At 72.7% G+C, this 23,955-nt stretch carries 22 protein-coding genes; 7 read left to right on the top strand and 15 right to left on the bottom strand.

Going from position 1 to position 23,955, the window contains the following annotated elements:
* Positions 1-45: 45 nt before the first annotated feature.
* From DFJ68_RS12060 to DFJ68_RS12050, 3 genes are all read right to left on the bottom strand, one after another.
* Complete coding sequence (locus DFJ68_RS12060) at positions 46-822, bottom strand: VldE C-terminal domain-containing protein (protein WP_147431576.1); 777 nt, start codon at positions 820-822, stop codon at positions 46-48.
* A gap of 331 nt (positions 823-1,153) precedes the next feature.
* Positions 1,154-1,486, bottom strand: coding sequence for a histone-like nucleoid-structuring protein Lsr2 (locus DFJ68_RS12055; protein WP_121033517.1), 333 nt, complete (start codon positions 1,484-1,486; stop codon positions 1,154-1,156).
* 165 nt (positions 1,487-1,651) lie between these two features.
* On the bottom strand, positions 1,652-1,897 hold the full coding sequence (locus DFJ68_RS12050; protein WP_121033516.1) for a hypothetical protein: 246 nt from the start codon (positions 1,895-1,897) through the stop codon (positions 1,652-1,654).
* Between the two features lie 143 nt (positions 1,898-2,040).
* On the opposite strand from DFJ68_RS12050, the gene radA reads away from it, so the two are divergent.
* From radA to DFJ68_RS12035, 3 genes are read left to right on the top strand one after another with little or no spacing between them, the layout of a single operon-like run.
* Positions 2,041-3,456 (top strand): DNA repair protein RadA, encoded by a 1,416-nt coding sequence (gene radA / locus DFJ68_RS12045; RefSeq protein WP_121033514.1) that lies wholly within the window; start codon positions 2,041-2,043, stop codon positions 3,454-3,456.
* Between the two features lie 56 nt (positions 3,457-3,512).
* Positions 3,513-4,589 carry a DNA integrity scanning diadenylate cyclase DisA gene (gene disA / locus DFJ68_RS12040; RefSeq protein ID WP_121035330.1) on the top strand — a complete coding sequence of 359 codons (1,077 nt, stop codon included), beginning with the start codon at positions 3,513-3,515 and terminating at the stop codon, positions 4,587-4,589.
* 4 nt (positions 4,590-4,593) lie between these two features.
* Positions 4,594-5,493 (top strand): HhH-GPD family protein, encoded by a 900-nt coding sequence (locus tag DFJ68_RS12035; RefSeq protein ID WP_276330702.1) that lies wholly within the window; start codon positions 4,594-4,596, stop codon positions 5,491-5,493.
* Between the two features lie 236 nt (positions 5,494-5,729).
* Here DFJ68_RS12035 and DFJ68_RS12030 read toward each other — a convergent pair whose 3' ends face one another.
* The 3 genes from DFJ68_RS12030 to DFJ68_RS12020 are packed head-to-tail and all read right to left on the bottom strand — an operon-like array spanning position 5,730 to position 8,220.
* Entirely contained in the window at positions 5,730-6,131 is a 402-nt protein-coding gene (locus tag DFJ68_RS12030; RefSeq protein WP_276330701.1) for a pyridoxamine 5'-phosphate oxidase family protein, read from the bottom strand.
* Positions 6,128-7,675 carry a GntT/GntP/DsdX family permease gene (locus DFJ68_RS12025; protein WP_121033512.1) on the bottom strand — a complete coding sequence of 516 codons (1,548 nt, stop codon included), beginning with the start codon at positions 7,673-7,675 and terminating at the stop codon, positions 6,128-6,130. The genes DFJ68_RS12030 and DFJ68_RS12025 overlap by 4 nt, the downstream gene beginning before the upstream one ends.
* A complete protein-coding gene (locus tag DFJ68_RS12020; protein ID WP_121033510.1) occupies positions 7,672-8,220 on the bottom strand; it encodes a gluconokinase in 549 nt (182 codons plus the stop codon). Before DFJ68_RS12020 ends, DFJ68_RS12025 begins: the two co-directional genes overlap by 4 nt.
* Positions 8,221-8,275: 55 nt before the next feature.
* On the opposite strand from DFJ68_RS12020, the gene DFJ68_RS12015 reads away from it, so the two are divergent.
* The 3 genes from DFJ68_RS12015 to DFJ68_RS12005 are packed head-to-tail and all read left to right on the top strand — an operon-like array spanning position 8,276 to position 10,936.
* Positions 8,276-9,109, top strand: coding sequence for an ABC transporter permease (locus DFJ68_RS12015; RefSeq protein WP_245963614.1), 834 nt, complete (start codon positions 8,276-8,278; stop codon positions 9,107-9,109).
* On the top strand, positions 9,102-9,962 hold the full coding sequence (locus DFJ68_RS12010) for an ABC transporter permease (protein ID WP_245963613.1): 861 nt from the start codon (positions 9,102-9,104) through the stop codon (positions 9,960-9,962). Before DFJ68_RS12015 ends, DFJ68_RS12010 begins: the two co-directional genes overlap by 8 nt.
* On the top strand, positions 9,959-10,936 hold the full coding sequence (locus tag DFJ68_RS12005; RefSeq protein ID WP_121033506.1) for an ABC transporter ATP-binding protein: 978 nt from the start codon (positions 9,959-9,961) through the stop codon (positions 10,934-10,936). The genes DFJ68_RS12010 and DFJ68_RS12005 overlap by 4 nt, the downstream gene beginning before the upstream one ends.
* Before the next feature lie 12 nt (positions 10,937-10,948).
* Here DFJ68_RS12005 and DFJ68_RS12000 read toward each other — a convergent pair whose 3' ends face one another.
* From DFJ68_RS12000 to DFJ68_RS11960, 9 genes are all read right to left on the bottom strand, one after another.
* Complete coding sequence (locus tag DFJ68_RS12000; protein WP_121033504.1) at positions 10,949-12,172, bottom strand: MFS transporter; 1,224 nt, start codon at positions 12,170-12,172, stop codon at positions 10,949-10,951.
* Positions 12,169-12,672, bottom strand: a complete 504-nt coding sequence (locus DFJ68_RS11995) for an amino-acid N-acetyltransferase (protein WP_121033502.1) — start codon at positions 12,670-12,672, stop codon at positions 12,169-12,171. The genes DFJ68_RS12000 and DFJ68_RS11995 overlap by 4 nt, the downstream gene beginning before the upstream one ends.
* Positions 12,669-13,976: an LCP family protein gene (locus tag DFJ68_RS11990; RefSeq protein ID WP_121033500.1), complete on the bottom strand. Its 1,308-nt coding sequence runs from the start codon at positions 13,974-13,976 to the stop codon at positions 12,669-12,671. Before DFJ68_RS11990 ends, DFJ68_RS11995 begins: the two co-directional genes overlap by 4 nt.
* Before the next feature lie 22 nt (positions 13,977-13,998).
* Positions 13,999-15,384, bottom strand: coding sequence for an FtsX-like permease family protein (locus DFJ68_RS11985; RefSeq protein WP_121033498.1), 1,386 nt, complete (start codon positions 15,382-15,384; stop codon positions 13,999-14,001).
* A complete protein-coding gene (locus DFJ68_RS11980) occupies positions 15,381-16,259 on the bottom strand; it encodes an ABC transporter ATP-binding protein (RefSeq protein ID WP_372498844.1) in 879 nt (292 codons plus the stop codon). The genes DFJ68_RS11985 and DFJ68_RS11980 overlap by 4 nt, the downstream gene beginning before the upstream one ends.
* A 136-nt stretch (positions 16,260-16,395) precedes the next feature.
* Entirely contained in the window at positions 16,396-19,008 is a 2,613-nt protein-coding gene (locus DFJ68_RS11975) for an ATP-dependent Clp protease ATP-binding subunit (protein ID WP_121033496.1), read from the bottom strand.
* Positions 19,009-19,613: 605 nt separating this feature from the next.
* Positions 19,614-20,540, bottom strand: a complete 927-nt coding sequence (locus DFJ68_RS11970; RefSeq protein ID WP_245963612.1) for a hypothetical protein — start codon at positions 20,538-20,540, stop codon at positions 19,614-19,616.
* A gap of 353 nt (positions 20,541-20,893) precedes the next feature.
* Complete coding sequence (locus tag DFJ68_RS11965) at positions 20,894-21,385, bottom strand: nucleoside deaminase (RefSeq protein WP_121033494.1); 492 nt, start codon at positions 21,383-21,385, stop codon at positions 20,894-20,896.
* Positions 21,382-22,134: an SAM-dependent methyltransferase gene (locus DFJ68_RS11960; RefSeq protein ID WP_121033492.1), complete on the bottom strand. Its 753-nt coding sequence runs from the start codon at positions 22,132-22,134 to the stop codon at positions 21,382-21,384. The genes DFJ68_RS11965 and DFJ68_RS11960 overlap by 4 nt, the downstream gene beginning before the upstream one ends.
* Before the next feature lie 193 nt (positions 22,135-22,327).
* Between DFJ68_RS11960 and DFJ68_RS11955 the strand changes: the two genes are divergently transcribed.
* Positions 22,328-23,926, top strand: coding sequence for an ABC transporter substrate-binding protein (locus tag DFJ68_RS11955; protein WP_170165757.1), 1,599 nt, complete (start codon positions 22,328-22,330; stop codon positions 23,924-23,926).
* The last annotated feature ends 29 nt before the right edge of the window (positions 23,927-23,955 follow it).

Raw genomic sequence — 23,955 nt, 5'->3', positions numbered from 1 at the left:
CTTCGCGAGGTCGCCGGCCGCAGCCCTCGACCGGGTGAGTCCGCGTCAGCTCACCGACACGTGCACGTGGTCGTCGTGGTTCTGCGTCGCCGAGCCGCGGTCCTCCATGAGCCGCCACCCCTCGTCGGCCCGCGCCACGCTCCAGATGTGCTGACGCCAGATGACGTACGTGACGCCGAGCTCGGACGCGTGGGCCCGCACGTAGTCGGCGACCGCCTGACCCTGCGCCCGACCGGATGCCGTCGTCCACGAGGGGATCATGACGTCGACGGCGTGCCCGGTGCCGTGGTCTCCGGCGCCGGCGCGGTAGCCGCTGAAGCTCGTCAGCGCGGGCCAGCGCTCGAGCACGAGCCGGCGGATGCCCTCGGCGTTGCCGCTCAGCCCCGACAGACCGCCGGAGGTGCCCGCCGTCGTCGCGGTGGAGGTGACCGAGGTGGCCGGGCTGGCGGATGCCGTCGTGGCCGCGGTGTCGGCGGACCCGGAGGTGCTCGACCGTGTGACGCCGGTGGCACCGAGCGCACCCCGCGCGTCGGTGCGCTGCCAGCGCGACGGCCGCTCACCGGCATCCGTCGTCGACCAGTGGGCCGACGGGCGCTCCGACGGCCGGTCCGACGGCGGCTCGGGAGCGGCGTGGCGTGGCCGACCCCGATCTGCGTCCGGGTCGGTGGTGCCCCCGCTCGCCACCGTCGCGGACCGCTCGGTCGACGGGCGGTGGTGCGGCGTGGCGGACGCCGTGGACGCCCCGACCGCGACGACCCCGACGGCCAGGGCGCCGGCGACGACGGCCCGGGTGGTGGCGGTGCGCTTCGTGTGGTGCCGCATGGTGTGCCTCTCGATGGGGGATCTGACCTCCCGCGAGCCGGGCGACCGGCCGTTGGGAGCCCCGACCATAGGCACGTCAAGAGGCGGTCACCAAGCCGGCGGCGGACATTCACAGACTCCGGATCGCATTGCAGGACAACGGTTTTCACCGGCACTGCCAAGGTCGGCCACAACGGCCGGACAGGGGCGCGACAGGCGTCGGACAGCAGGCCCGGGGCCGAGGCCGGAGGCGCGGTGGGATGCGACGAGGCCCGGCACCCTGTCGGGTGCCGGGCCTCGTCGGTGACTCCGGTGCGGGCGCCGGTCGAGGCGCCTGCGAGATGTCGACGGCTCAGTGGGCCTTGTCGTAGGCCTCCTGGACCTCCGCGGAGATCCGGCCGCGCTCGGACACGTTGTGCCCGTTCTGCCGCGCCCACTCGCGCACCGCGCTGAGGTCGGAACGCTTGGCCGAGGTGCCGGGCCGCTTGCGGCTCACGGACCGGCCGGCGCTGCCGGCACGGCGGGCGTGCCCGCTCCACGTCGCGAAGTCGTCGCGGAGCTTGCGGGCATTCTTGTCGGAAAGGTCGATCTCGTACGTGACGCCGTCGAGTCCGAAGGTGACGGTCTCGGCGGCGTCACCGCCGTCGACGTCGTCGATGAGCACGACTTCAACACGCTGTGCCATTGTTCTCCACTTCTGTGCAGGCCATTGTCGAGCGCCCATGAGGGGGATGGGTTGGGGATGGCGCTAATGCATTGTTCGCCGATGAACAATGTACACGCGAATGGCACCAGAATTGAATAGGTGTTCCGTCAACCGCTTTTACCAAAGCGACAATAAGCGGGTATGTCAGGACGATCGGGTGTCGTTCTCCGGGCTTTTCGCCGACGGCGCCGCCAGATTTCCCTCGTCGCCGCCGGACGCGGTCCGCGCCGGCGGCGGGGCGGGCGTGTCGCGGTGCTCGGCCTCCCAGCGCGCCTGGGCCAGGCGCTCGCGGCGGTCGCCCTCGAGGAGGTTCTTGATGACGACGTAGAAGAGGGCGCCGACGCCGATCGTCGGGACGAGGGCGAGCACGTAGGGCATGACGGCGTCCATGCCTCCATGGTCGCACGCACCGGCGCGCGAGCCCCCTTCCTGACTGTGCAGTACCGCGTCGCTCGTTCCGTCGTGGTGACCGTCGCCCACCGGCGGGGTGGCACGCGTCCCGGGCTGTCGGCGGCGGCGTCTAGGTTGCTCGCATGCCTCGAACCGCCACGACCCGTCGGACCGCCGGCTACCGCTGTGCCGAGTGTGGCTGGCAGACGGCCAAGTGGGTCGGGCGCTGCGGAGAGTGCCAGGCGTGGGGCACCGTCGCCGAGGTCGGTGGGGTCGCGGCCGCCCGCACCACCGCCGCTCCCGTGACGGCCCCCGCCCAGCGCATCGGCGACGTCGACCTCACGCGGGCCACGGCCCGGCCCACCGGGGTGGCCGAGTTCGACCGGGTGCTCGGGGGCGGGCTCGTGCCCGGCGCCGTCGTGCTCGTCGCCGGTGAGCCCGGCATCGGCAAGTCGACGCTGCTGCTCGACGTCGCCGCCCGGGCCGCGCGTCAGGGCGGTCCGGTGCTCTATGTGAGCGGGGAGGAGTCGGCGGCCCAGGTGCGGTCGCGCGCCGAGCGCATCGGCGCGATGGCCGACACCCTCTACCTCGCGGCCGAGACCGACCTCGGCGCCGTCCTGGGCCAGGTGGCCCGGGTCGACCCGCAGCTGCTCGTTGTCGACTCCGTCCAGACCGTGTCGAGCGCAGAGGTCGAGGGGCAGGCGGGCAACGTCTCGCAGGTGCGTGAGGTGACCGCGAGCATCATCGCCGCGGCGAAGGCGAGCCACACCGCGGTGCTGCTCGTCGGGCACGTGACCAAGGACGGCTCGATCGCCGGGCCCCGGGTGCTCGAGCACCTCGTCGACGTCGTCGTCCAGTTCGAGGGCGACCGCCACTCGCGCCTGCGCCTCGTGCGGGCGGTCAAGAACCGCTTCGGCCCCACCGACGAGGTCGGCTGCTTCGACCTCTCCGACGGCGGCATCACCGGTCTGTCCGACCCCAGCGGGCTGTTCCTGTCGCAGCGCGACCACGCCGTGCCGGGTACCTGCGTCACCGTCACGCTCGAGGGTCGCCGCCCCCTCGTCGCGGAGGTCCAGGCCCTCGTGGCGGCCTCCACCCTGCCGTCACCGCGGCGCACGTCGAGCGGCCTCGACAACGCTCGCCTGGCCATGATCATCGCGGTGCTCGACAAGCGGGCGGGGGCGCCCGTCGCCCAGCGCGACATCTTCGCCGCCACCGTCGGTGGGGTCCGCGTCACCGAGCCCGCCGCCGACCTCGCCATCGTCTGCGCCCTCGCCAGCTCGGTGGTCGACCAGGCCCTCGCCACCGACGTCGTCGCCTTCGGTGAGGTCGGTCTGGCGGGGGAGGTGCGTCGGGTGACCGGCCTGCAGCGTCGCCTGGCGGAGGCGGCGCGGCTCGGTTTCCGGCACGCGCTCGTCCCCGCGGGGTCGCTCGACGACGTGACGGTGCCACCCGGCATCCGGGCCGTCGAGGTGCGCGACGTGCCGCGGGCCATCGAGGCGATGGGGCGCCTCGCAGGGGCACGGACGGACGACGCCGCGGCCCTGCCCAGCGTCTAGACTTCGCGTGGACCAAAGGGCCTCGACGGCCCGTGACCCTCGGCGAACGGGACGTGATGGAGAGGAACGACGAGCTGCTCCTGCGCATGGAGCTCGCCGCCGTCGCCCCCGGCACCGAGCTGCGTGACAGCCTCGAGCGCATCCTGCGCGGCCGCACCGGCGCCCTCATCGTGCACGGCTTCGACAAGACGGTCGAGTCGATCTGCACGGGCGGCTTCGAGCTCGACGTCGAGTTCTCGGCCACCCGCGTGCGCGAGCTGTGCAAGATGGACGGCGCCGTCGTGCTCGACACCGACGGAACCCGCATCCTACGGGCGGCCACGCAGCTCGTCCCCGACTCGAGCATCGAGACGACGGAGTCGGGCACCCGGCACCGCACCGCGGAGCGCGTCGCGAAGCAGACGGGCTTCCCCGTGATCTCCGTGAGCCAGTCGATGGGCGTCGTCGCCCTCTACGTCGGCGGCATCCGGCACGTCATCGAGGGCTCGCCGACGACGCTGTCGCGCGCCGACCAGGCGCTGCAGACCCTCGAGCGCTACAAGTCGCGCCTCGACGAGGTCACCGGCACGCTCTCGGCCCTCGAGATCGAGGACCTCGTCACCGTGCGCGACGTCACCGCCGTGCTGCAGCGCCTCGAGATGGTCGGTCGCATCTCCGCGGAGATCCAGGACTACGTCGTCGAGCTCGGCACCGACGGGCGCCTGCTCAGCCTCCAGCTCGAGGAGCTCATCGGCGGGCTCGGCAACGACCGCGAGCTCGTCATCCGCGACTACCTGCCCACGACGAAGAGCGAGCTCACGGTCGAGGAGGCCCTGGGCCGCCTCGAGGCCCTCAACTCCGTCGACCTGCTCGACCTCGCTGCGGGCGCCCGGGCCGTCGGCTTCTCCGTCGTGGGCGACAGCCTCGACGCCCCGGTCAGCCCGCTCGGGTACCGGCTGCTGACGAAGGTGCCGCGACTGCCGGCCGCCATCGTCGACCGTCTCGTCGTGCACTTCGAGTCGCTCCAGCGACTGCTCGCGGCCGGCATCGACGACCTCATGCTCGTCGAGGGCGTCGGCGAGGGCCGCGCCCGCGCCGTGCGCGAGGGGCTGTCGCGCCTCGCCGAGTCGAGCATCCTCGAGCGCTACGTCTGAGCGGGTGGTCGTGACCCTCCCGACCGGCCCGCCGCTCGCCCTGCTCCACGAGCGCGTCAACACCTGGTTCCTCGAGACCGGGCGCGACCTGCCGTGGCGGCGGCCCGACTGCAGCCCCTGGGGCGTCTTCCTCTCCGAGGTCATGTCGCAGCAGACCCCGCTCGCCCGGGTCGAGCCCGTCTGGCACGAGTGGATGGAGCGGTGGCCCACCCCGGCCGACCTCGCCGCGGACGCCCCCGGCGAGGCCGTGCGCCGGTGGAAGCGGCTCGGCTACCCCCGGCGGGCGCTGCGCCTGCACGAGGCCGCGACCGTGATGGTGCAGTGGCACGACGGCCGGGTGCCGTCGACGCACGCCGAGCTGCTCGCCCTGCCCGGCGTCGGCGCCTACACCGCGGCGGCCGTCGCCTGCTTCGCCTTCGGCGTCCCCGAGGTCGTCGTCGACACGAACGTGCGCCGGGTCATCGCCCGCACGGTCACGGGTCTCGCCCTGCCCGCCCCCACCCTGACCCGCGCCGAGTCGCAGCTCGCCCACGACGTGCAGCCGACGGAACGGGACGCCGCCAACCTCTGGAACGTCGCCGTCATGGAGCTCGGTGCTCTCGTCTGCGTCGCCCGCGGTCCCCGGTGCGGCGAGTGCCCCGTCGCCGACCTCTGCGCCTGGAACCGGGCCGGTCGCCCCGCCCACGACGGGCCGCCGCGCCGCGGGCAGGCCTGGCACGGCACCGACCGGCAGGTGCGCGGCGAGGTGCTGCGCCGGCTGCGGGCCGAGGACCACCCGCTGCCGCTCGCGGCCCTCGCCGACAGCGGCCCCGACGCGGCGCAGGTGATGCGCTGCCTCGACTCCCTCGTGGCCGACGGCCTGCTCGAGCCCATCGACGGCGACCGCTACCGCCTCCCCGCCTGACCTCGCCCCCCGTCGAGAGGCCAAATAGACACCGTCGAAAGGCCACTTCCCGACGCCGCCCGACAACCCACACCGTCGAGTGGCCAGTTCGAGACGCTGGGTCGTCGTCCTCCACCGTCGAGTGGCCACTTCCCGACGCCGCCCCCGACCAGAACTGGCCTTCCGACGACCTCGAGCTGGCCTTTCGACGAACCCTATTTGGCCTTTCGACGGGGGAGTGGAGGGGCGCGGGGGGGTCAGAAGGTGCCGAGGACGCGGTCGACGGTGATCTCGATGACGACGCGCTGAGGGTTCTCCCGGGGCTCGCGGTAGCGCGCCGCGTAGCGCCGCTCGGCGTCGTGCACGGATGCCGGGTCGCGCAGCACGCGTGACGGTCCCTCGAGCGAGAGCCAGTACCGTCCGTCGACCTGGCAGAGCACCGACCGGCATCCGGCCTCGACGTTACGCACCTTGCGGCTGCCGCCGTTGGTGATGACGCGGGCCACCCCGGCGTCGGCGTCCCACGTGAAGCCGACGGGCACGACGTGCGGCGAGCCGTCGGGCCGCAGCGTCGTCAGGGTGGCGAGGTGACGCACGGTGACGAACTCGACCGCGGGGGCGGGCAGGGTGACGGGGTCGGGGCGCTCGCTCACCGTCACACCACGACGCTGAGCAGCATGACGAGGGCGAAGCCGACGACGGAGATGACGGTCTCCATGACCGACCACGACTTGATCGTCTCGCCGACGGTGAGGCCGAAGTACTCCTTGACCAGCCAGAATCCCGCGTCGTTGACGTGGCTGAAGAACAGCGAGCCGCACCCGATGGCGAGCACGAGCAGGGCCAGCTCGTTCGTCGAGAGCGATGCGGCGAGCGGTCCGACGATGCCGGCCGCGGTGATGGTCGCGACGGTGGCCGAGCCCGTGCCCAGGCGGATGAGCACGGCGACGAGCCAGCCGAGCACGAGCGCCGAGATGTTGACCCCGGTCGCCCAGTCGCGGATGACGTTGCCGACGCCCGCGTCGATGAGGGTCTGCTTGAGGCCACCGCCCGCGGCGACGATGAGCAGGATGCCGGCGATGCCCGGCAGGCTGGAGCCGAACGTGTCGCTCACCGTCGAGCGGCTCATGCCGGAGGCGAGTCCGAGCCGGAAGTAGCAGAAGATGACGGCGATGAGCAGCGCGACGACGGGGGTGCCGATGACGTCGACGACCTTGCGCAGCCCGTTCTCCGCGTCGGTGACGGTGAGCTTGACGATCGCGTCGATGAGCATGAGGGCGACGGGGAGGGTGATCGCGACGATGGCCGACCCGAAGCCGATGCGGCGGCGTCCGGGCTGGTTCGCGGGGTCGAGGGCGTCGAGGTCGTCGACCTGACGTCCGCCGGCTGCGCCGCGGCTGCGCTCGCGTCCGTTCTTGCGACCCTTCTCGCGACCGCCGCCGGCGGTGCCGGTCGCGGCGCCTCCGGCCCCGGCGAGCACCAGGGAGTCCGCGTGCTTGGGCACCCACTGGTCGACGAAGCGGGCCAGCACCGGCCCGGCGACGACGACGGTCGGGATGGCGACGAGCAGCCCGAAGAGCAGGGTGCGCCCGAGGTCGGCGTTGAGCAGGCCGATGGCCGTGAGCGGGCCGGGGTGCGGTGGCACGAGACCGTGCAGCACCGACAGGCCGGCGAGGGCCGGGATGCCGACCTTCATGAGCGAGGCGCCGGTGCGCTTGGCGACCATGATGACGACCGGCACGAGCAGCACGACGCCGACCTCGAAGAAGAGGGGCAGGCCGAGGATGGCGGCGATCGCGGCCATCATCCACGGCAGCCCGTTCGGGCCGACGCGGCCGACGAGCGTGCCGACGATGCGGTTGGCCCCGCCCGAGGCCTCGAGCATCTTGCCGATCATGGCGCCGAGCGCGATGAGCACACCGACCGACCCGGTCGTCGAGCCGAAGCCTGCGATGAAGCTCGTGACGATGGTGCCGGGCGGCATCGTCGCGACGAGACCGAGCACCGCCGAGCCGAGGATGAGGGACAGGAACGGGTGCAGCTTGGCCCACGTGATGAGCACGACGACGGCGAGGATGCCGGCGAGGCAGGCGACGACGAGCTGGCCGTCGCCCGCGTAGGGCACCTCGGGCGGGTCGGCGAGCAGCGTGGTGATGGGGGCGGCGGCGGGCGAGAGGGCGGGGGTCAGCAGGGTCAGGCTCATGCGCGGGAGTCCTTGCTCAGTCCGAGGGCGCCGAGCGCCCGGTCGAGCACGGCGGCCGCCGTGCCCTCGTTGGTGATCTCCACTCCCGGCTCGTCCGGCTCCAGCGGCTCGAGGGTGGCGAGCTGGCTGGGCAGCAGGGACGAGGGCATGTAGTGCCCGGGCCGGTGGTTCATGCGGTCCTCGATGACGGTGCTCGGCGCCTCGACGTGCAGGAAGCGCACCGACGGCCGGTCGCGGCGCAGGAGGTCGCGGTAGACCCGGCGCAGCGCGGAGCAGGTGACGACGGCGCTCTCGCCGGCCGCCTCCTTGCCGCTGATCCAGTCGCCGATCGACTCGAGCCATGGCCAGCGGTCGTCGTCGGTGAGCGGCTGGCCGCTGCGCATCTTCTCGACGTTGGCGTCGGAGTGGAAGGCGTCGCCCTCCGCGAACTCCCAGCGCATCACCGTCGAGATGCCCTTGGCCACGGTCGACTTCCCCGACCCCGACACCCCCATCACGATGATCACGTCGAGAGTGCGGTCGGGGTCGTCGTCGTTCGCGGGCATGCCCCCGAACATAGCCCGTTGTCCGTCCGGGCCTCGCTGGGTAAGGTCGCCCCTCGTGCCTGCCACCGACGAGCGACCCGGACTGCGCTCGGGGGTGAGGGTGTTCGCCCTCCTCGTCGCGGCCGGGTTCCGGCGGCACTCGACCTACCGACTGGCCCTGCTCGCCGGCCTGACGACCAACTCCGTCTTCGGGCTCGTGCGCGCGTCGATCCTCTCCGCCACCGTGGCGTCGGCCGGGGCGGCGGTCGGTGGCTACGACACGGGACAGGTGCTCGCCTTCGTGTGGTGGGGCCAGGCGCTGCTCGGCACCGTCAACCTCTGGGGGTTCCAGGAGGTCGCCGACCGGGTGCGCACCGGCGACATCGCCGTCGACTTCCTGCGGCCGCTCGACCCGCAGCTGGTCTACCTCGCCGGCGACCTCGGTCGGGCCGGCATCAACCTGCTGGCCCGGGGCCTGCCGGTGCTCGCCATCGGCTGGCTGCTGTCGGCCTTCTCGTGGCCGCCGGGGCCGCTGTCGTGGCTGCTGGGGGTGGTCTCGGTGCTCGTCGCCGTCGTCGCGGCGTTCGCCGGCGGGTTCGCCGTCAACCTGCTCGCCTTCTGGCTCGTCGAGATCCGCGGGCTGCGCATGCTCTACACCGTCCTCGGCGGGTTCCTCTGTGGTCTGTACGTGCCCGTCCCGTGGTTCCCCGACTGGCTCGGCACCCTGGCCCGCTGGTCACCGTTCCCCGCCATGCTGCAGAACCCCCTCGACGTGCTCACCGGGCGGGTCATCGGCGCGGATGCCGTCGCCACCGTCGTCACGCAGCTGGCGTGGGCCGGGGCCCTGCTCGCGCTGGGCCAGGTGCTGCTGCGCCGCGGCCGGCGCACCCTGGAGGTGCAGGGTGGCTGAGCCGCTCACCGGGCCCCGACCGCGCCCATCGCGCCGGTCGCGCCGGCCCGACCACCTGCGCCCGCTCCACCCCTACCGCGTGCTGCTCGCCTCGCGGCTGCGGTCCCAGCTGACCTACCGCACCTCGTTCGCGACCGACGTCCTCGGCACCCTCGTCGTGGGCCTCGTCGAGCTCGCCGAGGTGTGGGTCATCTTCCACAACGTCGACACCCTCGGCGGCCTCGACTTCGCCTCGGCGCTGCTCGTCTTCGCCCTGAGCAACGTCTGCTTCGCGGTCGCCGACCTGCTCGTCGGCCACCTCGACAGCCTGCCCACGTACATCCGCGCCGGCACCGTCGACGCGTTCTACGTGCGCCCGCTGCCGCTGCTCGCCCAGCTCGTCTCGAGCGACATCTCGCTGCGTCGCGTCGGGCGGCTCACCGTCGCCCTCGTGGCGCTCGTCGTCGGGCTCGCGACCGCGGGCGTCCAGTGGTCGGTCGCGGCCGCGGCCCTGCTCGTCCTCACGATCGTCAGCGGCACGGCCGTCTTCGCCGGCCTCTTCACGACGGCGGGCGCCCTGCAGTTCTTCGTCGTCGACGGCGCCGAGGTCACGAACTCCTTCACGTACGGCGGCTCCTACGCCGCGCAGCAAAGCCAGCAGGTCTTCCCGGACCCGCTGCGCGTCTTCTGGACCTTCGTCGTCCCGACCGCCTTCGTCGCCTACCAGCCCGCCCTGACCCTGCTCGGTCGCGACGACGGCTTCCTGCCGGGCTGGGCGGGGTGGCTGACCCCGGTCGCGGCCCTGCTCACGTGGGCCGTCGCCGCGACGTGCTGGCGCCTCGGGACCCGTCACTACCAAGGAGCAGGCGGATGACCGGCACGCCCACCACCCCCACCACCCCCACGACCCGGCGCGGCGGCTCGCCCGTCGTCGAGACCCGCGACCTCGTGCGCGACTTCAAGCGCACCCGCGCGGTGGACCACCTGAGCATCACGGTGGATGCCGGGGAGGCCGTCGGGTACATCGGTGCCAACGGCGCCGGGAAGTCGACGACGATCAAGATGCTGACCGGCATCCTCAAGCCCACGTCGGGCACGGTGCGCACGTGCGGGCGGGACCCGCTGACCGACCGGGTCGAGGTGGCGCGGCGGGTCGGTGTCGTTTTCGGGCAGCGCTCGCAGCTGTGGTGGGACCTCCCGCTGGGGGAGTCGTTCACCATCCTCGCCGCCATCCACCGGCTCGAGCCGGCCGCGGCGCGGGCGAGGGCGGCGCGCCTCGTCGAGCAGCTCGAGATGGGGCCGCAGCTGAGCACGCCGGTGCGCTCGCTGTCGCTCGGTCAGCGGATGCGGGCGGAGGTCGCGGCCGCGCTGCTGCACCGGCCCGAGCTGCTCGTGCTCGACGAGCCGACGATCGGGCTCGACGTGCTCTCGAAGCAGCGGCTGCGTGAGTTCCTCGTCGCCGAGCGCCGCGAGCGGGGCACGACGCTGCTGCTGACGACGCACGACATGGGCGACATCGAGCGGCTCTGCGACCGCGTCCTCGTCGTCGACCACGGGCGGCTCGCCTTCGACGGCACGCTCCCCGGGCTGGCCGCCACGGTCGGCGCCCGGCGTGTGCTCGTCGTCGACCTCGCCGCCCCGACCGCGCCGCTGCAGGGCATCCCCGGCACGGCCCTGCTCGCCGGCGAGCCCGACGGGCTGCGCCAGCGGCTCGCCTTCGACCCGGCGGAGACGACGGCGGCCGAGGTGCTGGCCCACGTCAGCGCGCGAGCCGAGGTGCGCGACCTCACGATCGAGGAGCCCGACATCGAGGACGTCGTGCGCCGCATCTACGCCGCGTCTCGCTGACCCGGCGCTGCCTCAGGGGTGGCCGGCGGCGGTGTCGCCGAGGCGGAGCAGCCGGGTCGTGCCGGCCAGTGCCCCGACCAGCGCCACGAGCGCGTAGACGACGATGACGAGTCGCGGGTCGACCCACGTGATGGCGAGGCCGGCGACGACGACCGGCACGGTGATGCCGGTGTAGGCGAAGAGGAACATGCCGGCCAGCGTCTCGCCCCGGTGCTCGGGGGAGGACGCGGTGGCGGCGGAGGCGAGGGCGACGTTGAAGACGAGCCCGACGCCGGCGCCGGCGAGCACCCCGGCCACGACGAACAGCGGCAGCGACAGGGCGAGGCTGCCGGCGGCGACGAGCAGCAGGCCACCGACGAGCAGCCCCCGGCCCCATGCCGTGCGGGCCCGCAGCGAGGCCGATCCCAGGGCGATCTGCGACAGGGCCGAGGCGCCGATGACGCCGAAGACGACGGCGCCGCTGAGCAGGCGCGACTGCTCGTGCAGCGTCGTGCCGAGAAAGCTGGCGGTGAGCGAGGTGAACAGTCCGAGCACCGAGAAGGCGGCCGCGGCGGCGACGGCCGCCGCCGTGAAGGCGGGGCGGGCCGACGGCTCGACGCCGACGCGCTGGGGGCGGTACGGCGGCCGGTTCTCCGGGGCCCGGGTCTCGTCGGGCACGGTCTCCGGCACCCGGGTCAGCGCGACCAGGGCGAGCGCGATGAGCACGGCCCAGACGACGTAGGGCAGCGTGAGCGGGGCGGGCAGCCACTGGGTCAGCAGCCCGGCGGCCACCGACCCGAGGGCGAGGCCACCGGTGTTGACCGCACCGGCGACGACACCGGCGAAGCGGCCACCGTCGTCCGGCCGGGCCACCGACCACAGCTCTCCGAGGTGCGCCGTGGCGGTCGACGTGAGCGCCCCGATGCCGAGCCCGCACACGAGCCTGGCCACGAGCAGCACCGCGGTGCCCGCCGACAGGGCGAACATGGCCGCGCTGACGAGCTCGACCGCCGTCGCCACCAGCAGCACCCGGCGCCGGCCGAGGTGGTCGCTGAGGTGGCCGGTGAGGTAGAGGCCGGCCATGACTCCGACCCCGTAGGCGGCGAAGATGAGCGTGATGACCGCGGTCGGGAAACCGTCGCGCTGCTGGTAGAGCGGGTAGAGGGGCGTCGGCAGCGTGGCGAAGGCCATGACGAGGCCGAAGACGGCGACGACGACCCAGAACCCCTGCGCGTGGCGCGCCCGCCCCGTCGTCACAGCGTGCGCAGCATCCGGTGGTTGCCCAACGTGTTCGGCTTGACCCGTTCGAGGTCGAGGAACTCGGCGACACCCTCGTCGTAGCTGCGCAGCAGCTCGGCGTACACGTCGGCCGACACCGCCTGCCCCTCGATCTCGGTGAACCCGTGCCGTTCGAAGAAGGCGGTCTCGAAGGTGAGGCAGAACAGGCGGCGCACCCCCAGCTCGACGGCGTCCTGGACCAGCTCGTCGAGGATGCGGCCGCCGAGCCCGGTGCCCAGCGTCGACGGGCTGACCGCGAGGGTGCGGATCTCGGCGAGGTCCTCCCACATGACGTGGAGGGCGCCGCAGCCGACGACGTGGCCGTCCTGCTCGGCGACCCGGAACTCCTGCAGCGTCTCGTAGTACGTGACCGCCTCCTTGGCCACGAGCACGCGTCGCTCGGCCAGTGGCGCGACGAGGGCCCGGATGCCGCGGACGTCGGCCGTGCGCGCGCGCCGGATGACGGGGGTGGCGGTCACGAGAGCCTCCCGTCGCGGAAGTCGGCGAACAGTCGCCGCGCCTGCTCGCCGAGCACGACGATCGACTGCCCCGACGCGGTGCCGAACGCCCCCTTGGCGACCCCGCGGCCCACCTCGAGCGGGTTGAGGGCGTAGAGGCGGGCGGCGTAGGTGAGCATCGCCTCGGCCGACAGGTCGCTGCGCCCGACGCCGCTGAAGCTCGTGAAGGCCGCCGGGATGGCCTGCGGCCCGGCCAGCTTCGCCTTGACCGCCGCCGCGAGGATGATCTGGCCCTGGTGCCGTGACCGGCCGAAGTCACCGTCGGGCAGGGTCTTGCGCTCGCGGGCGTAGGCGAGGGCCTGCTTGCCCGTCAGGGTCTGGGGCCCCTTCTCGATGACGAGGTCGGCGTGCGAGGCGTCGACGCGCTCGGGGACGACCATCGGGATGCCGCCCTGGTCGTCGACGACGCGGGTGAAGCCGCCGAAGCCGACGAGCACGTACCCCTCGGCGGGCAGCCCGGTGGCGGCCCGCACCGTCCTCCGCTGGGCCTCGGGGCCGCCGAAGACCATGGCGGCGTTGATCTTTCCCTTGCCGCCGGTGCTGAGCGGCACCCAGAGGTCGCGGGCCAGACCCAGGACGCCACCGCCCCCGGAACCGTCGGTGCCGACCACCTGCAGCACGTCGGCGCGGGTGCGGTCGAGCGGCTCGCCCCGGCGGGCGTCGGAGCCGACGGCGAGCACGAAGCGGGGCCCGGGCCGGCCGAGGCTGGGCGCGTCGACCCCGAGCGACGGCCACCAGCCGCCGACGACCCTCCAGGTCGGCCCGACGGCGAGCGTGACGTCACGTCCGGCCGTCACGACGGCGACCGGTGTGCCGAACCACGTGCCGGTCGTGGCCTTCGCCCCGGCCGGCAGCGCGGCGGGGGTGGCGCCCTCGAGGGCTGCCGCCACGGTCGCGGTCGCGCCGGCCCCGAGACCCTGTCCTGCGTACAGCCGACCGACCAGGGCGCCGAGGGCCGCGGGTGCGCCCGTGACCGTGGCGTCGCTCGAGCCGGATGCCGGGGTCGTCGCGCCGTCGCCCGTCGCCGGAATCGACGGGGTCGGGCTCGACGGGGCCGGGCTCGACGCGGCGGGGGTGGTGCCCGTGGTGGCATTCGACGCGGCGCCGGTGGCCGCGGACGACGTGGCGCCCTCGCCGCCCGTGCAGGCGGCCAGCAGCAGGGCTGCGGCCGCCGCAGCGGCGGCGGACGGGGCCCACCGCCGGCCGCGGGCCGCGGTCGGACCGGGCCGACCGGCATCCGGGGCGGTGGGGGTGGTCGTGCTCACCGGTCCACCGTAGAGGACCGGTTCACCCGGCCAGCGCGGCCTGGCGCACGAGGGAGCGCGAGGCGAGCACCGACGCGAGCATGAGCCCGCTCGCGGCGGTGACGGCGACGGCGAACCGTGTGACGAGGCCGGCGTCCTGGGCGCTCGCGAAGGGAGCGACGACTGCGAGGGCGAAGCCGGCCGAGACGACGACCGTGACGACGAGCGGCAGGGCGACCTCGACGGTGCGGGCCCGGTGCAGGGTGCGCAGGCTCGTTCCGGCGAGCGACAGCGACCGGTACTGGGCGCGCTGGTCGAGCACCCGCGAGGCCTGCACGACACCGGTCGAGGTGGCTCCGACGATCGTGATGACCGTCAGCGTGACGAGGGCGCCGGTGCGCAGGTCGGCGGTGAACACGGCGTCCGGACCCGACTGGCGCTCGGCCGCGCTGACGACGTTGGTGAAGCCGACGATGATGATGGCCAGGCCCAGGGCGCCGACCGCGCGCCACGTGCTGCGGGGGTCGTCGACGATGCGACGGGCGGCGAGCAGCACCGGCGCGGTGGGGGCGAAGCGGGCCACGAGGCGACCGACGAGCATGACGACGAACGGCCCGACGGTGTTGACGGCGAGGATGAGCCCGCCGAGCAGCAGCACGATGAGGCCGCGCTGGTCGTTGCCGGCCTCGGGGTCGTCCATCGGCGAGATCACGAGGACCCAGGCGCCGACGGCGACAGCGGCCACGACGACGCGCAGCAGGCTGAGGCGCTTCGGCGTCGTGCGGGCGGCGACGCCGAGCGGGCTCACGACGACGCGGGCGAGGCTGGACAGCCCCGAGACCATGGCGAGCACGACCACCCCGGCGACGACGGCGAGCAGCTGCCACACCGGCACGACGAGCTCGCGCAGCTCGAACGGGGTGGCCTGGAACTCGAGGCGCGCGACGAGCGGCAGGGCAGCGGCGTAGAGGACGACGCCCCCGAGGGCGCCGAGCAGTGCCTGGAGCGCGGCCTCGGCCAGGGTCATGACGGTGACCTGGGCGGACGTCGCGCCGGCGAGACGCAGGGCGGCCAGCCGCTGGTCGCGACGGGCGATCGCGAGACGGGCCGCGACACCGCCGAGGGTGAGGATCGGGACGACCATGCACGTCGTCGCCACCCACGCGAGGGTCACGTACATCTCGGCGAGGAAGGACAGGTCGTCGACGGCGGGCAGGTCGGGGCCGGCGCCGGCGTTCGAGGCGGCGATCGCGGCGAGGGCCGTGTCGGCCTGGGCGGCCCGGGCCGTGAACGCGCCCAGGCCGCCGAGGCAGACGAGCAGGGCCGCGGTGGCCACGGCGAAGGCGATGACGGCGAGGGCGCCCGGCGTGCGGTTCTCGCGCGCTCCGGCGGCCCGCAGCCGCCAGGACAGCTGCAGCGCGGCCCTCATCGGAGCGCCCCGTCGGTGGTGAGGCCGGCGGGGTGCAGCGTCGTCGTGCCGGTGCGGGCGTCGCCGACGACGCGACCGTCACGCACGCTGACGACCCGGGAGCACCAGGCGGCGACGTTCTCGTCGTGCGTGACCAGCACGAGGGAGGCCCCGGTGTGGCGGACGAGCGCGGTGAGGTGACCCATGACCTCGGCGCTCGTGGTCTGGTCGAGGGCACCGGTCGGCTCGTCGGCGAAGACGACGCCGGGCTGGGCGACGAGGGCGCGGGCGATGGCCACGCGCTGGGCCTGGCCGCCGGAGAGCTCTCCGGGTCGGCGCTTCTCGTAGCCGGCGAGGCCGAGCGGCGCGAAGAGCGCGGCGGCGCGGGCGAGCGCCGCCGCCCGGCGGGTGCCGTCGATGAGCAGGGGCAGGGCGACGTTCTCGACCGCGGGCAGCTCGGGCAGCAGCATCCCCTGCTGGAAGACGAAGCCGAAGTCCTTGCGGCGCAGCGTGGTGCGGTCGGCGTCGCCGAGGCGGGCGACGTCCCGGCCGCGCCAGAGCACCTGGCCCTCGGTGGGGCGCACGATGCCGGCCAGCACGTGCAGCAGCGTCGTCTTGCCGGAGCCCGACGGACCCATGACGGCCACCGTCTCCCCGGCCTCGATGCGCAGGTCAACACCGCCGAGGGCCGGGGGCGCGGTGGAGTCCGACCCGTAGCGCATGACGAGCCCTCGGGCCACGAGGTCGCGCGCGGTGGCCGAGACGGGGGAGTCGGGGGAGTCGGGGGAGCCGGCCGTGGTGGCGCCGGCGACGGGTCGGGGCGCACCCGGCGCGCTCACCGGCATCCGGGGCTCAGGGGTGTGCGGCGGCAGGTGGGAGGTGGCGTTCTCGCTCATGACTGCCACTCTGTCCGCCGTGGCGTGGGTGGCGCGTCGGCCCGCGGTCGCGTCGTGCACGGGCGCTGTACGACCCCGGTATGACGAAGGGACCGCGGACGGTGTCCGCGGTCCCTTCGTCCTCAGGCGTTCGTCGTCAGCGCTCGTTGCCCATCGCGCTGTCGGGGAACTGGTCGTCGGGGACCGACGACCCGCCGGTCACGTTGACGCTCAGGGCCTCGTCGAGGGCGGGCCCGTCGGCGATGTCCTGCAGCTCGTCGGCCGGACGGTGGGTGGGGTCGGGGTGCTCCATGTCGACGAAGATGAACTTCTCCGCCTTGCCCTCGCCCTCCGTGTCGACGCGGATCCACTGGCCGGAGAGGAACTCGGCGTAGAGGATCTTCTCCGACAGGGCGTCCTCGATCTCGCGCTGGATGGTGCGACGCAGTGGTCGCGCACCGAGCACGGGGTCGTAGCCCTTCTTCGCCAGCAGGTCCTTGGCCGCGGGCGTGAGCTCGATGCCCATGTCCTTGTCCTTGAGCCGCTTGTCGAGCTTGGCGATCTCGAGGTCGACGATCTGGGTGATCTCGTCCTTGGTCAGGTGCGGGAACACGATCGTGTCGTCGACACGGTTGAGGAACTCGGGCCGGAAGTGCTGCTTGAGCTCGTCGGTGACCTTGTTCTTCATCCGCTCGTAGTCCGAGAGGGTGTCGGGGCCGGCCGAGAAGCCGAGCGACGTGCGGCTGATGTCCCTCGTGCCGAGGTTGGTCGTCATGATGATGACCGTGTTCTTGAAGTCGACCATCCGGCCCTGCGAGTCGGTGAGGCGGCCGTCCTCGAGCACCTGCAGCAGCGAGTTGAAGATCTCCGGGTGGGCCTTCTCGACCTCGTCGAACAGCACGACCGAGAACGGCTTGCGACGCACCTTCTCGGTGAGCTGGCCGCCCTCCTCGTAGCCGACGTAGCCGGGAGGCGAGCCGAACAGGCGGCTGACCGTGTGCTTCTCGGAGTACTCGGACATGTCGAGCTGGATGAGCGCGTCCTCGCTGCCGAAGAGGAACTCGGCGAGCGTCTTGGCCAGCTCGGTCTTACCGACACCGGTGGGGCCGGCGAAGATGAACGAGCCGCCGGGGCGACGCGGGTCCTTGAGGCCGGCGCGAGTGCGTCGGATCGCCTGGCTCAGCGCCTTGACGGCGTCGTTCATGCCGACGATCCGCTTATGCAGCTCATCCTCCATGTTGAGCAGTCGGCTGCTCTCCTCCTCGGTCAGCTTGAACACCGGGATGCCGGTGCTGGCCGCCAAGACCTCGGCGATGAGCTCTTCGTCGACCTCGGCGACGACGTCCATGTCACCGGACTTCCACTGCGCCTCACGCTCGGACTTCTCGCGCAGCAGGCGCTTCTCGTCGTCACGGGCCCTGGCCGCACGCTCGAAGTCCTGGCCGTCGATGGCCGACTCCTTCTCGCGCACGAGGGCGGCGATCTTCTCGTCGAACTCGCGCAGGTCCGGCGGAGCCGTCATGCGGCGGATGCGCAGTCGCGCGCCCGCCTCGTCGATGAGGTCGATGGCCTTGTCGGGCAGGAAGCGGTCGTTGACGTACCGGTCGGCCATGTTGGCCGCGGCGACGAGCGCCGCGTCGGTGATCGTCACGCGGTGGTGCGCCTCGTAGCGGTCGCGCAGCCCCTTGAGGATCTCGATCGTGTGCGGGAGCGTGGGCTCCTGCACCTGGATCGGCTGGAAGCGCCGCTCGAGGGCGGAGTCCTTCTCGATGTGCTTGCGGTACTCGTCGAGCGTCGTCGCGCCGATGGTCTGCAGCTCACCACGGGCCAGCATCGGCTTGAGGATGCTCGCGGCGTCGATCGCGCCCTCGGCGGCACCGGCACCGACGAGGGTGTGGATCTCGTCGATGAAGATGATGATGTCGCCGCGCGTGCGGATCTCCTTGAGGACCTTCTTCAGCCGCTCCTCGAAGTCACCGCGGTAGCGGCTGCCGGCCACGAGCGAGCCGAGGTCGAGGGTGTAGAGCTGCTTGTCCTTGAGCGTCTCGGGCACCTCGCCCTTGACGATGTCCTGCGCGAGCCCCTCGACGACGGCCGTCTTGCCGACGCCCGGCTCGCCGATGAGCACCGGGTTGTTCTTGGTGCGGCGGGACAGGACCTGCATGACGCGCTCGATCTCGTTCGTGCGCCCGATGACCGGGTCGAGCTTGCCCTCACGGGCCGCCTGCGTCAGGTTGCGGCCGAACTGGTCGAGCACGAGGGATCCCGCGGGCGTGCCCTCGGCCTGACCCGGGCCGACGCCGGCGCCGGCCTTGTCGCCCTGCCCGCTGCCCTGGTAGCCCGAGAGCAGCTGGATGACCTGCTGGCGCACCTTGTTCAGCTCGGCGCCGAGCTTGACGAGCACCTGGGCCGCGACGCCCTCGCCCTCACGGATGAGGCCGAGCAGGATGTGCTCGGTGCCGATGTAGCTGTGCCCGAGCTGCAGCGCCTCGCGCAGCGAGTACTCGAGCACCTTCTTCGCGCGGGGCGTGAAGGGAATGTGTCCGGTCGGGGCCTGCTGGCCCTGGCCGATGATCTCCTGGACCTGGGCCCTGACCGCTTCGAGCGAGATGTCAAGCGACTCGAGGGCCTTCGCGGCGACGCCTTCGCCTTCGTGGATCAGACCCAGGAGGATGTGCTCGGTCCCGATGTAGTTGTGGTTGAGCAGGCGTGCTTCCTCCTGCGCGAGGACAACCACCCTCCGGGCCCTGTCGGTGAACCTTTCGAACATGCTCTTCTCCTGACTGATCGAGAGTCACCTCGATGCTAACCGTGCCCACTGACGTCGGGCACATGCTGACCAACGCCGCGCCGCCGGGACGTGTTCCCATCCTGAGCCCCGTCGGCTCAACTCCGACCGTCTGTTCGCTGCCAGCGGACAGCCGCCCGGATGCCGGTCCGCGGGTCTCGTACCCGCCCGCACCTCGGCGCCACGGCCGGCCCGGGACCGCTCAACCCCGCCCCCGGCATCCGCCACACTCCCCGGGCCTCCATGACTGCGCCGCGGCCCGATAACGGACAGGTTCTCCTGCCGGCACCGTCCGTGACCGCGCCGTGGCTCGAGAACGGACAGGTTCTCCTGCCGGCACTGTCCGTGACCGCGCCGTGGCCCGATAACGGACACCCTCCCCCGCCCGCACCGTCCACTTCCGCGCCGTGGCCCGATATGGGACACGACCTCGCGCCAGGACCTCCGTCGATGCCTACGCCAGGGTCCGACGAATCCGTCGGCGCTCGCCGCGCTCATCCGAAACCGGGGTGCGGCGCGCTGTGAGACGAGGACTGACGGAAATCGCGCGGCGTCCGGTGAGAAGCGAAGGAAGGCGGCAGCCCCCGTCACCCGGGGTTGGACACGTCGTCGCCTCGGCTCGGGAAGTGGCGGCGCCACTCGTCGGACAACGTGGACACGGTCATTCCTTGCTCGCGCATGGCCCGACAGATGCGCGACAGCGTCTGACCCGGCACGCCGTAGATGTCGTCGGCCACCGTCACGACCTTGCGCAGCCGCCACGCATCGAACTGCTCGTCGCGCAGGATGTCCGACCGACGCTGTCTGTCCTTCTCGTGCTGCTTGCCGTCGTACTCGATGATGTGGCGTGCCGCTGCGTAGTACAGGTCGAAGCGGTAGAGCAGGACGCCGTCCCGAGTGTGGATGCGGTGGTCCACCGTGGGCTCGGGCAGACCGGCCAGGACGATGAGCAGCCGCAGACGCGTCTCCATCGGCGAGTCCACGCCCTTGCGCACGAGCAGGGCCGCCCTGCGAGCGCTGGTGGAGTACGGCCCGCACCGCCCAGCCGTGAGCTCGACCAGCTCGTCGACCGTCACTCGCCCGGCTCGGACGAGCGAGTCGCCGAGCACGACGAGGTCGACGAGGCCCAGCCGGTGCGCAAGGTCGAGAAAGGTCTGGCCGGGCGCCGTCACGCGTAGCCCTTTCCAGGTGACGACGCGCTGGCCGGCCTTGACCCGGTGGGCAGCGATGCCGTGCTTCTTGGACCGTAGCCCCGGGGTGGTCACGTGGACGTCCGGGCTGTCCGGTACCACCGCGCCCCAGAGCCGCGCTGCCGTGTGGTGCGAGAGGTAGCTGTCCGGTTCCGAGGCCAGCAGGGCCGCCCGGGCGAGCAGCTCGGTCGTGAGGGCGACGGTCCGGTCGACGTAGACGCCCTGGAAGAGCATGCGATGACGTCGGCGCATCGAACGCAGCACGGACGGGCCGCCGTCGACGTCGCACAGGCGGAACGGCGCGAGCACGGTCGGGCTGGACATGCTCAGCAGCGTGGCCGATGTCGGCCGGCGTCCGCGGAGGTTGTGCACAGGGCCGCGACGCGCGTCGTTCCGCGTGCGCGGGCTACCCGGCATCCGGCGCTCGTTGGGCGATGCGGGTGGTGTCCACAATCGGGCCGTGGCGAAGAGGGGGCGTGGTCTCGGGGTCGGGGTGTCCGGAATCGGGCCGTGGCGACGGAGCGGACATCGTTTCCTGATCCCGGTGTCCTAAATCGGGCCGTGGCGAAGAAGGGGAGGGCGGCTACGGATCGCAGTGTCCGAAATCGGGCCGTGGCGGAGATGGAGGCGGGCGCAGGATGCCGGGGGGCCGGGTCAGGCGCCCGGCCGGTCCTGCCTCACGGGGTGCGCGACCCCCGGGCGAACGCCTCGTGCAGCGACCGCACCTCGTCGGCCAGCTCGGGTGCCGGACCGTCGACGGGCACCCCCGGGGCGACGTCCTGCACGGCGAGCGGACGCACCGGCCCCGGCCCGCCACCCCACGACGACTGCCACTGCCCGAGCTGCGCCGAGCTCGCGGCGTAGACGATGCGGCCGAGCCCGACCCACGCGTGGGCCGCGCTGCACATGGGGCAGTGCTCCCCGGACGTGTACACCGTCGCCGCCGCCCGCGCCGCGGCGTCGAGGTTCGCCCCCGCCCACTGCGCGATTGCCAGCTCGGGGTGGCGGGTCGCGTCCTGCTCGACGACGTGGTTGTGGTCCTCGAAGAGCACGTCGCCGTCGGCGCCGACGAGCACCGAGCCGAACGGCTCGTCACCCCGCTCGAGCGCCAGCCGGGCCAGCTCGACGGCCCGCCTCAGGTGCGTCAGGTCTGTCCGCGTGATCGTCATGCCACCCTCCCGGTCACGAGCGCGAAGGTGAGGAACGCGCCCTGGTCGGCCTCCAGCATCCCCTGCACCGGGGAGCTCTGCTGGCCCTTGAGCTCGTTGACCGCCCGCTCCCACAGCAGCCAGTTGGCCGCGCCCTCGGGCTGCGAGCGCGCCGTCACCTCGGTGAACGCGCGCGACAGCGACCACTGCGTGCGCAGCCACTCGTGCGTGTGCCACGCCGCCGCCTCGGCCCCGACGACGTGGTCGACGTGCTCGGGCAGGGCGCCGAGCTCGCGCACCTCGGTCGTCAGGGCCGGCGTCGCGACACCGAGCTGGCCGCCGGGGCGCACGAAGCGCGCGAGGTAGCCGGGGTAGTGGTCACCGGTGCCGAAGTACTCCCACGCGTCGACGCTGACGACGGCGTCGAAGCTCTGCCGCCCGAACGGCAGGGCGTGCGCGTCGACCCGCATCGCCAGCACGCGGTCGCCGACGCCCTCCCGGTCGAAGACGCGCGCGGCCTCGCTCGGGTCGACCCAGAGGTCGGCCGCGACGACCTGCACGCCGTACTCCCGGGCGAGGAAGACGGACGTCGCACCGAGACCCGAGCCGAGGTCGAGCACGCGCATCCCGGGCCGCAGGTCGAGGTCACCGGCGAGGTCCTCGAGCAGCCACAGCGGGTGCGGACCCATGTCGAGGTCCACGAGCCACCGCGCGTCGTAGGTCGCCGATCGCGGGTACTCGGGGCGGCTGAGGTGGTCGAGGGCGGGCACCGCTCGATCCTGCCCACTGACACGCGCGTGTCCAACCGGGTATCACGCCTCGTCCCTGTGGTAGACCATCCCCGTGGCGTCCGACGGGGATGCCGTCAGACGTCTTCGTCGCACGAGATCGACCGGGTGCCAACGGGTCCCGTCGTCTCACCGATGCGGATGCCGTCACCCTCCTCGACAAGGGATGTGGCCCATGGCTGCCAGCAAGCTCGTCACCGGTTCCGTCGTCCTCGCCGCGGCGCTCGCCGTCACGGCCTGCAACCCCGCGCCCAAGACGTCGACGGGGAGCGGCACCGCGGGAGCGGCCGCGAGCAAGCCCCTCGTCGTCGACACCGTCTTCGTCCTCAAGAGCGCCGACCCGGCCCGCAACTACGAGCCCACCGGCAACATCGTCGCGCGCGCCCTCTACGACACCCTCGTCACCTTCAAAGGCGCCGACCTCAAGACGCCCGTGCCGTCGGTCGCCACGTCGTGGAAGCAGTCGGCCGACGGCCTCACGTGGACCTTCGCGCTCGACAAGAACGCCAAGTTCAGCGACGGCTCCGACATCACCGCCGACGACGTCGTCTTCTCGCTCGACCGCGTCCAGCGGGTCAAGGGCAACCCGTCGTTCCTCGCCGACGGGCTCACCGTCACCGCGACCGACCCCGACACCGTCGAGGTCAAGACCGCGAGCTACGACCCGGCCCTGCTCGGAAAGCTGGCCAGCCCGTCGCTCGGTGTCGTCAACTCCAAGGCCGCCAAGGCCGCCGGGGCATCGGATGCCGAGGATGCCGCCACCGCGGACAAGGCTGAGGACGCCTTCGCCAAGGCCTCCATGGGCTCCGGCCCGTACGTGCTCGAGTCGTTCGGGCTCTCGACCGAGGTCGTGCTCAAGGCGAACCCGAGCTACTGGGGGGCGACCAAGCCGACGTACCAGCGGGTCGTCATCCGCAACGTCGACGCGGCCCAGCAGAAGAACAACGTCGAGAAGGGCGAGAGCTCGCTCGCCCTCGACCTCTCGCCCGACCAGGTCGCCTCCGTCGGCAGCGGCGCGGTGTCGAGCTCGGTCCCGTCGCAGTACACCTTCTACCTCTTCACCAACGCCAACCCGTCGGTGAACACGTGGACCGCCAACCCCGACTTCCAGGAGGCCGTGCGGCGCGGCATCGACTACAGCGGCCTCCTCGAGCTAGCCGGCAAGGGCTCGCGCCGGGCCGACGGCATGGTGCCGGTCCAGTTCGCCGGCTCCCTCCCCGAGGGCCAGGGCCCGACGTACGACGCCGACGCCGCCAAGGCCGCCCTGGCCAAGTCGGGGTACGACGGCACGCCCATCGAGGTCTCGTTCCCGTCCGACCTCACCCAGAACGGTGTCTCGTTCACCGACATGTCGACCCGCATCGCCGCCGACCTCAACAAGATCGGCATCAAGACCGAGCTCAAGGGCGCGCCCGTCGCCACCGTGCTCGAGCTCGCCCGCGGCGGCAAGCAGCAGGTCGGCGTCTGGCTGTGGGGCCCCGACTTCCCCGACTCGAGCAACTACCTCGCCTTCGGCCCCGGCGGCATCGTCGGCGGCAAGCGCGTCAACTGGACCGCCGGCTCCGACCCCCAGCTCGAGACCGTCATGAAGCAGGCGGCGACCGAGAAGGACGAGAGCAAGCGTGCCGCCCTCATGGAGGAGTTCCAGAAGGGCCTCAACGCCGGCCCCGTCATGTCGCTCATCCAGCCGGCCCAGGTCTTCCTCGCGAGCAAGGACCTCAAGAACCTCAGCTACAACCTCGTGTGGACCGTCAACGTCGCCGAGCTCGGCTGATGCCGGTGACCTCCACCGCGCGCCGCCAC

This window comes from Terracoccus luteus, assembly GCF_003635045.1.
Lineage (GTDB): Bacteria > Actinomycetota > Actinomycetes > Actinomycetales > Dermatophilaceae > Terracoccus > Terracoccus luteus.
Note: the sequence above shows the minus strand (reverse complement) of the source record. Positions and strands in the feature narration are given on the sequence as shown.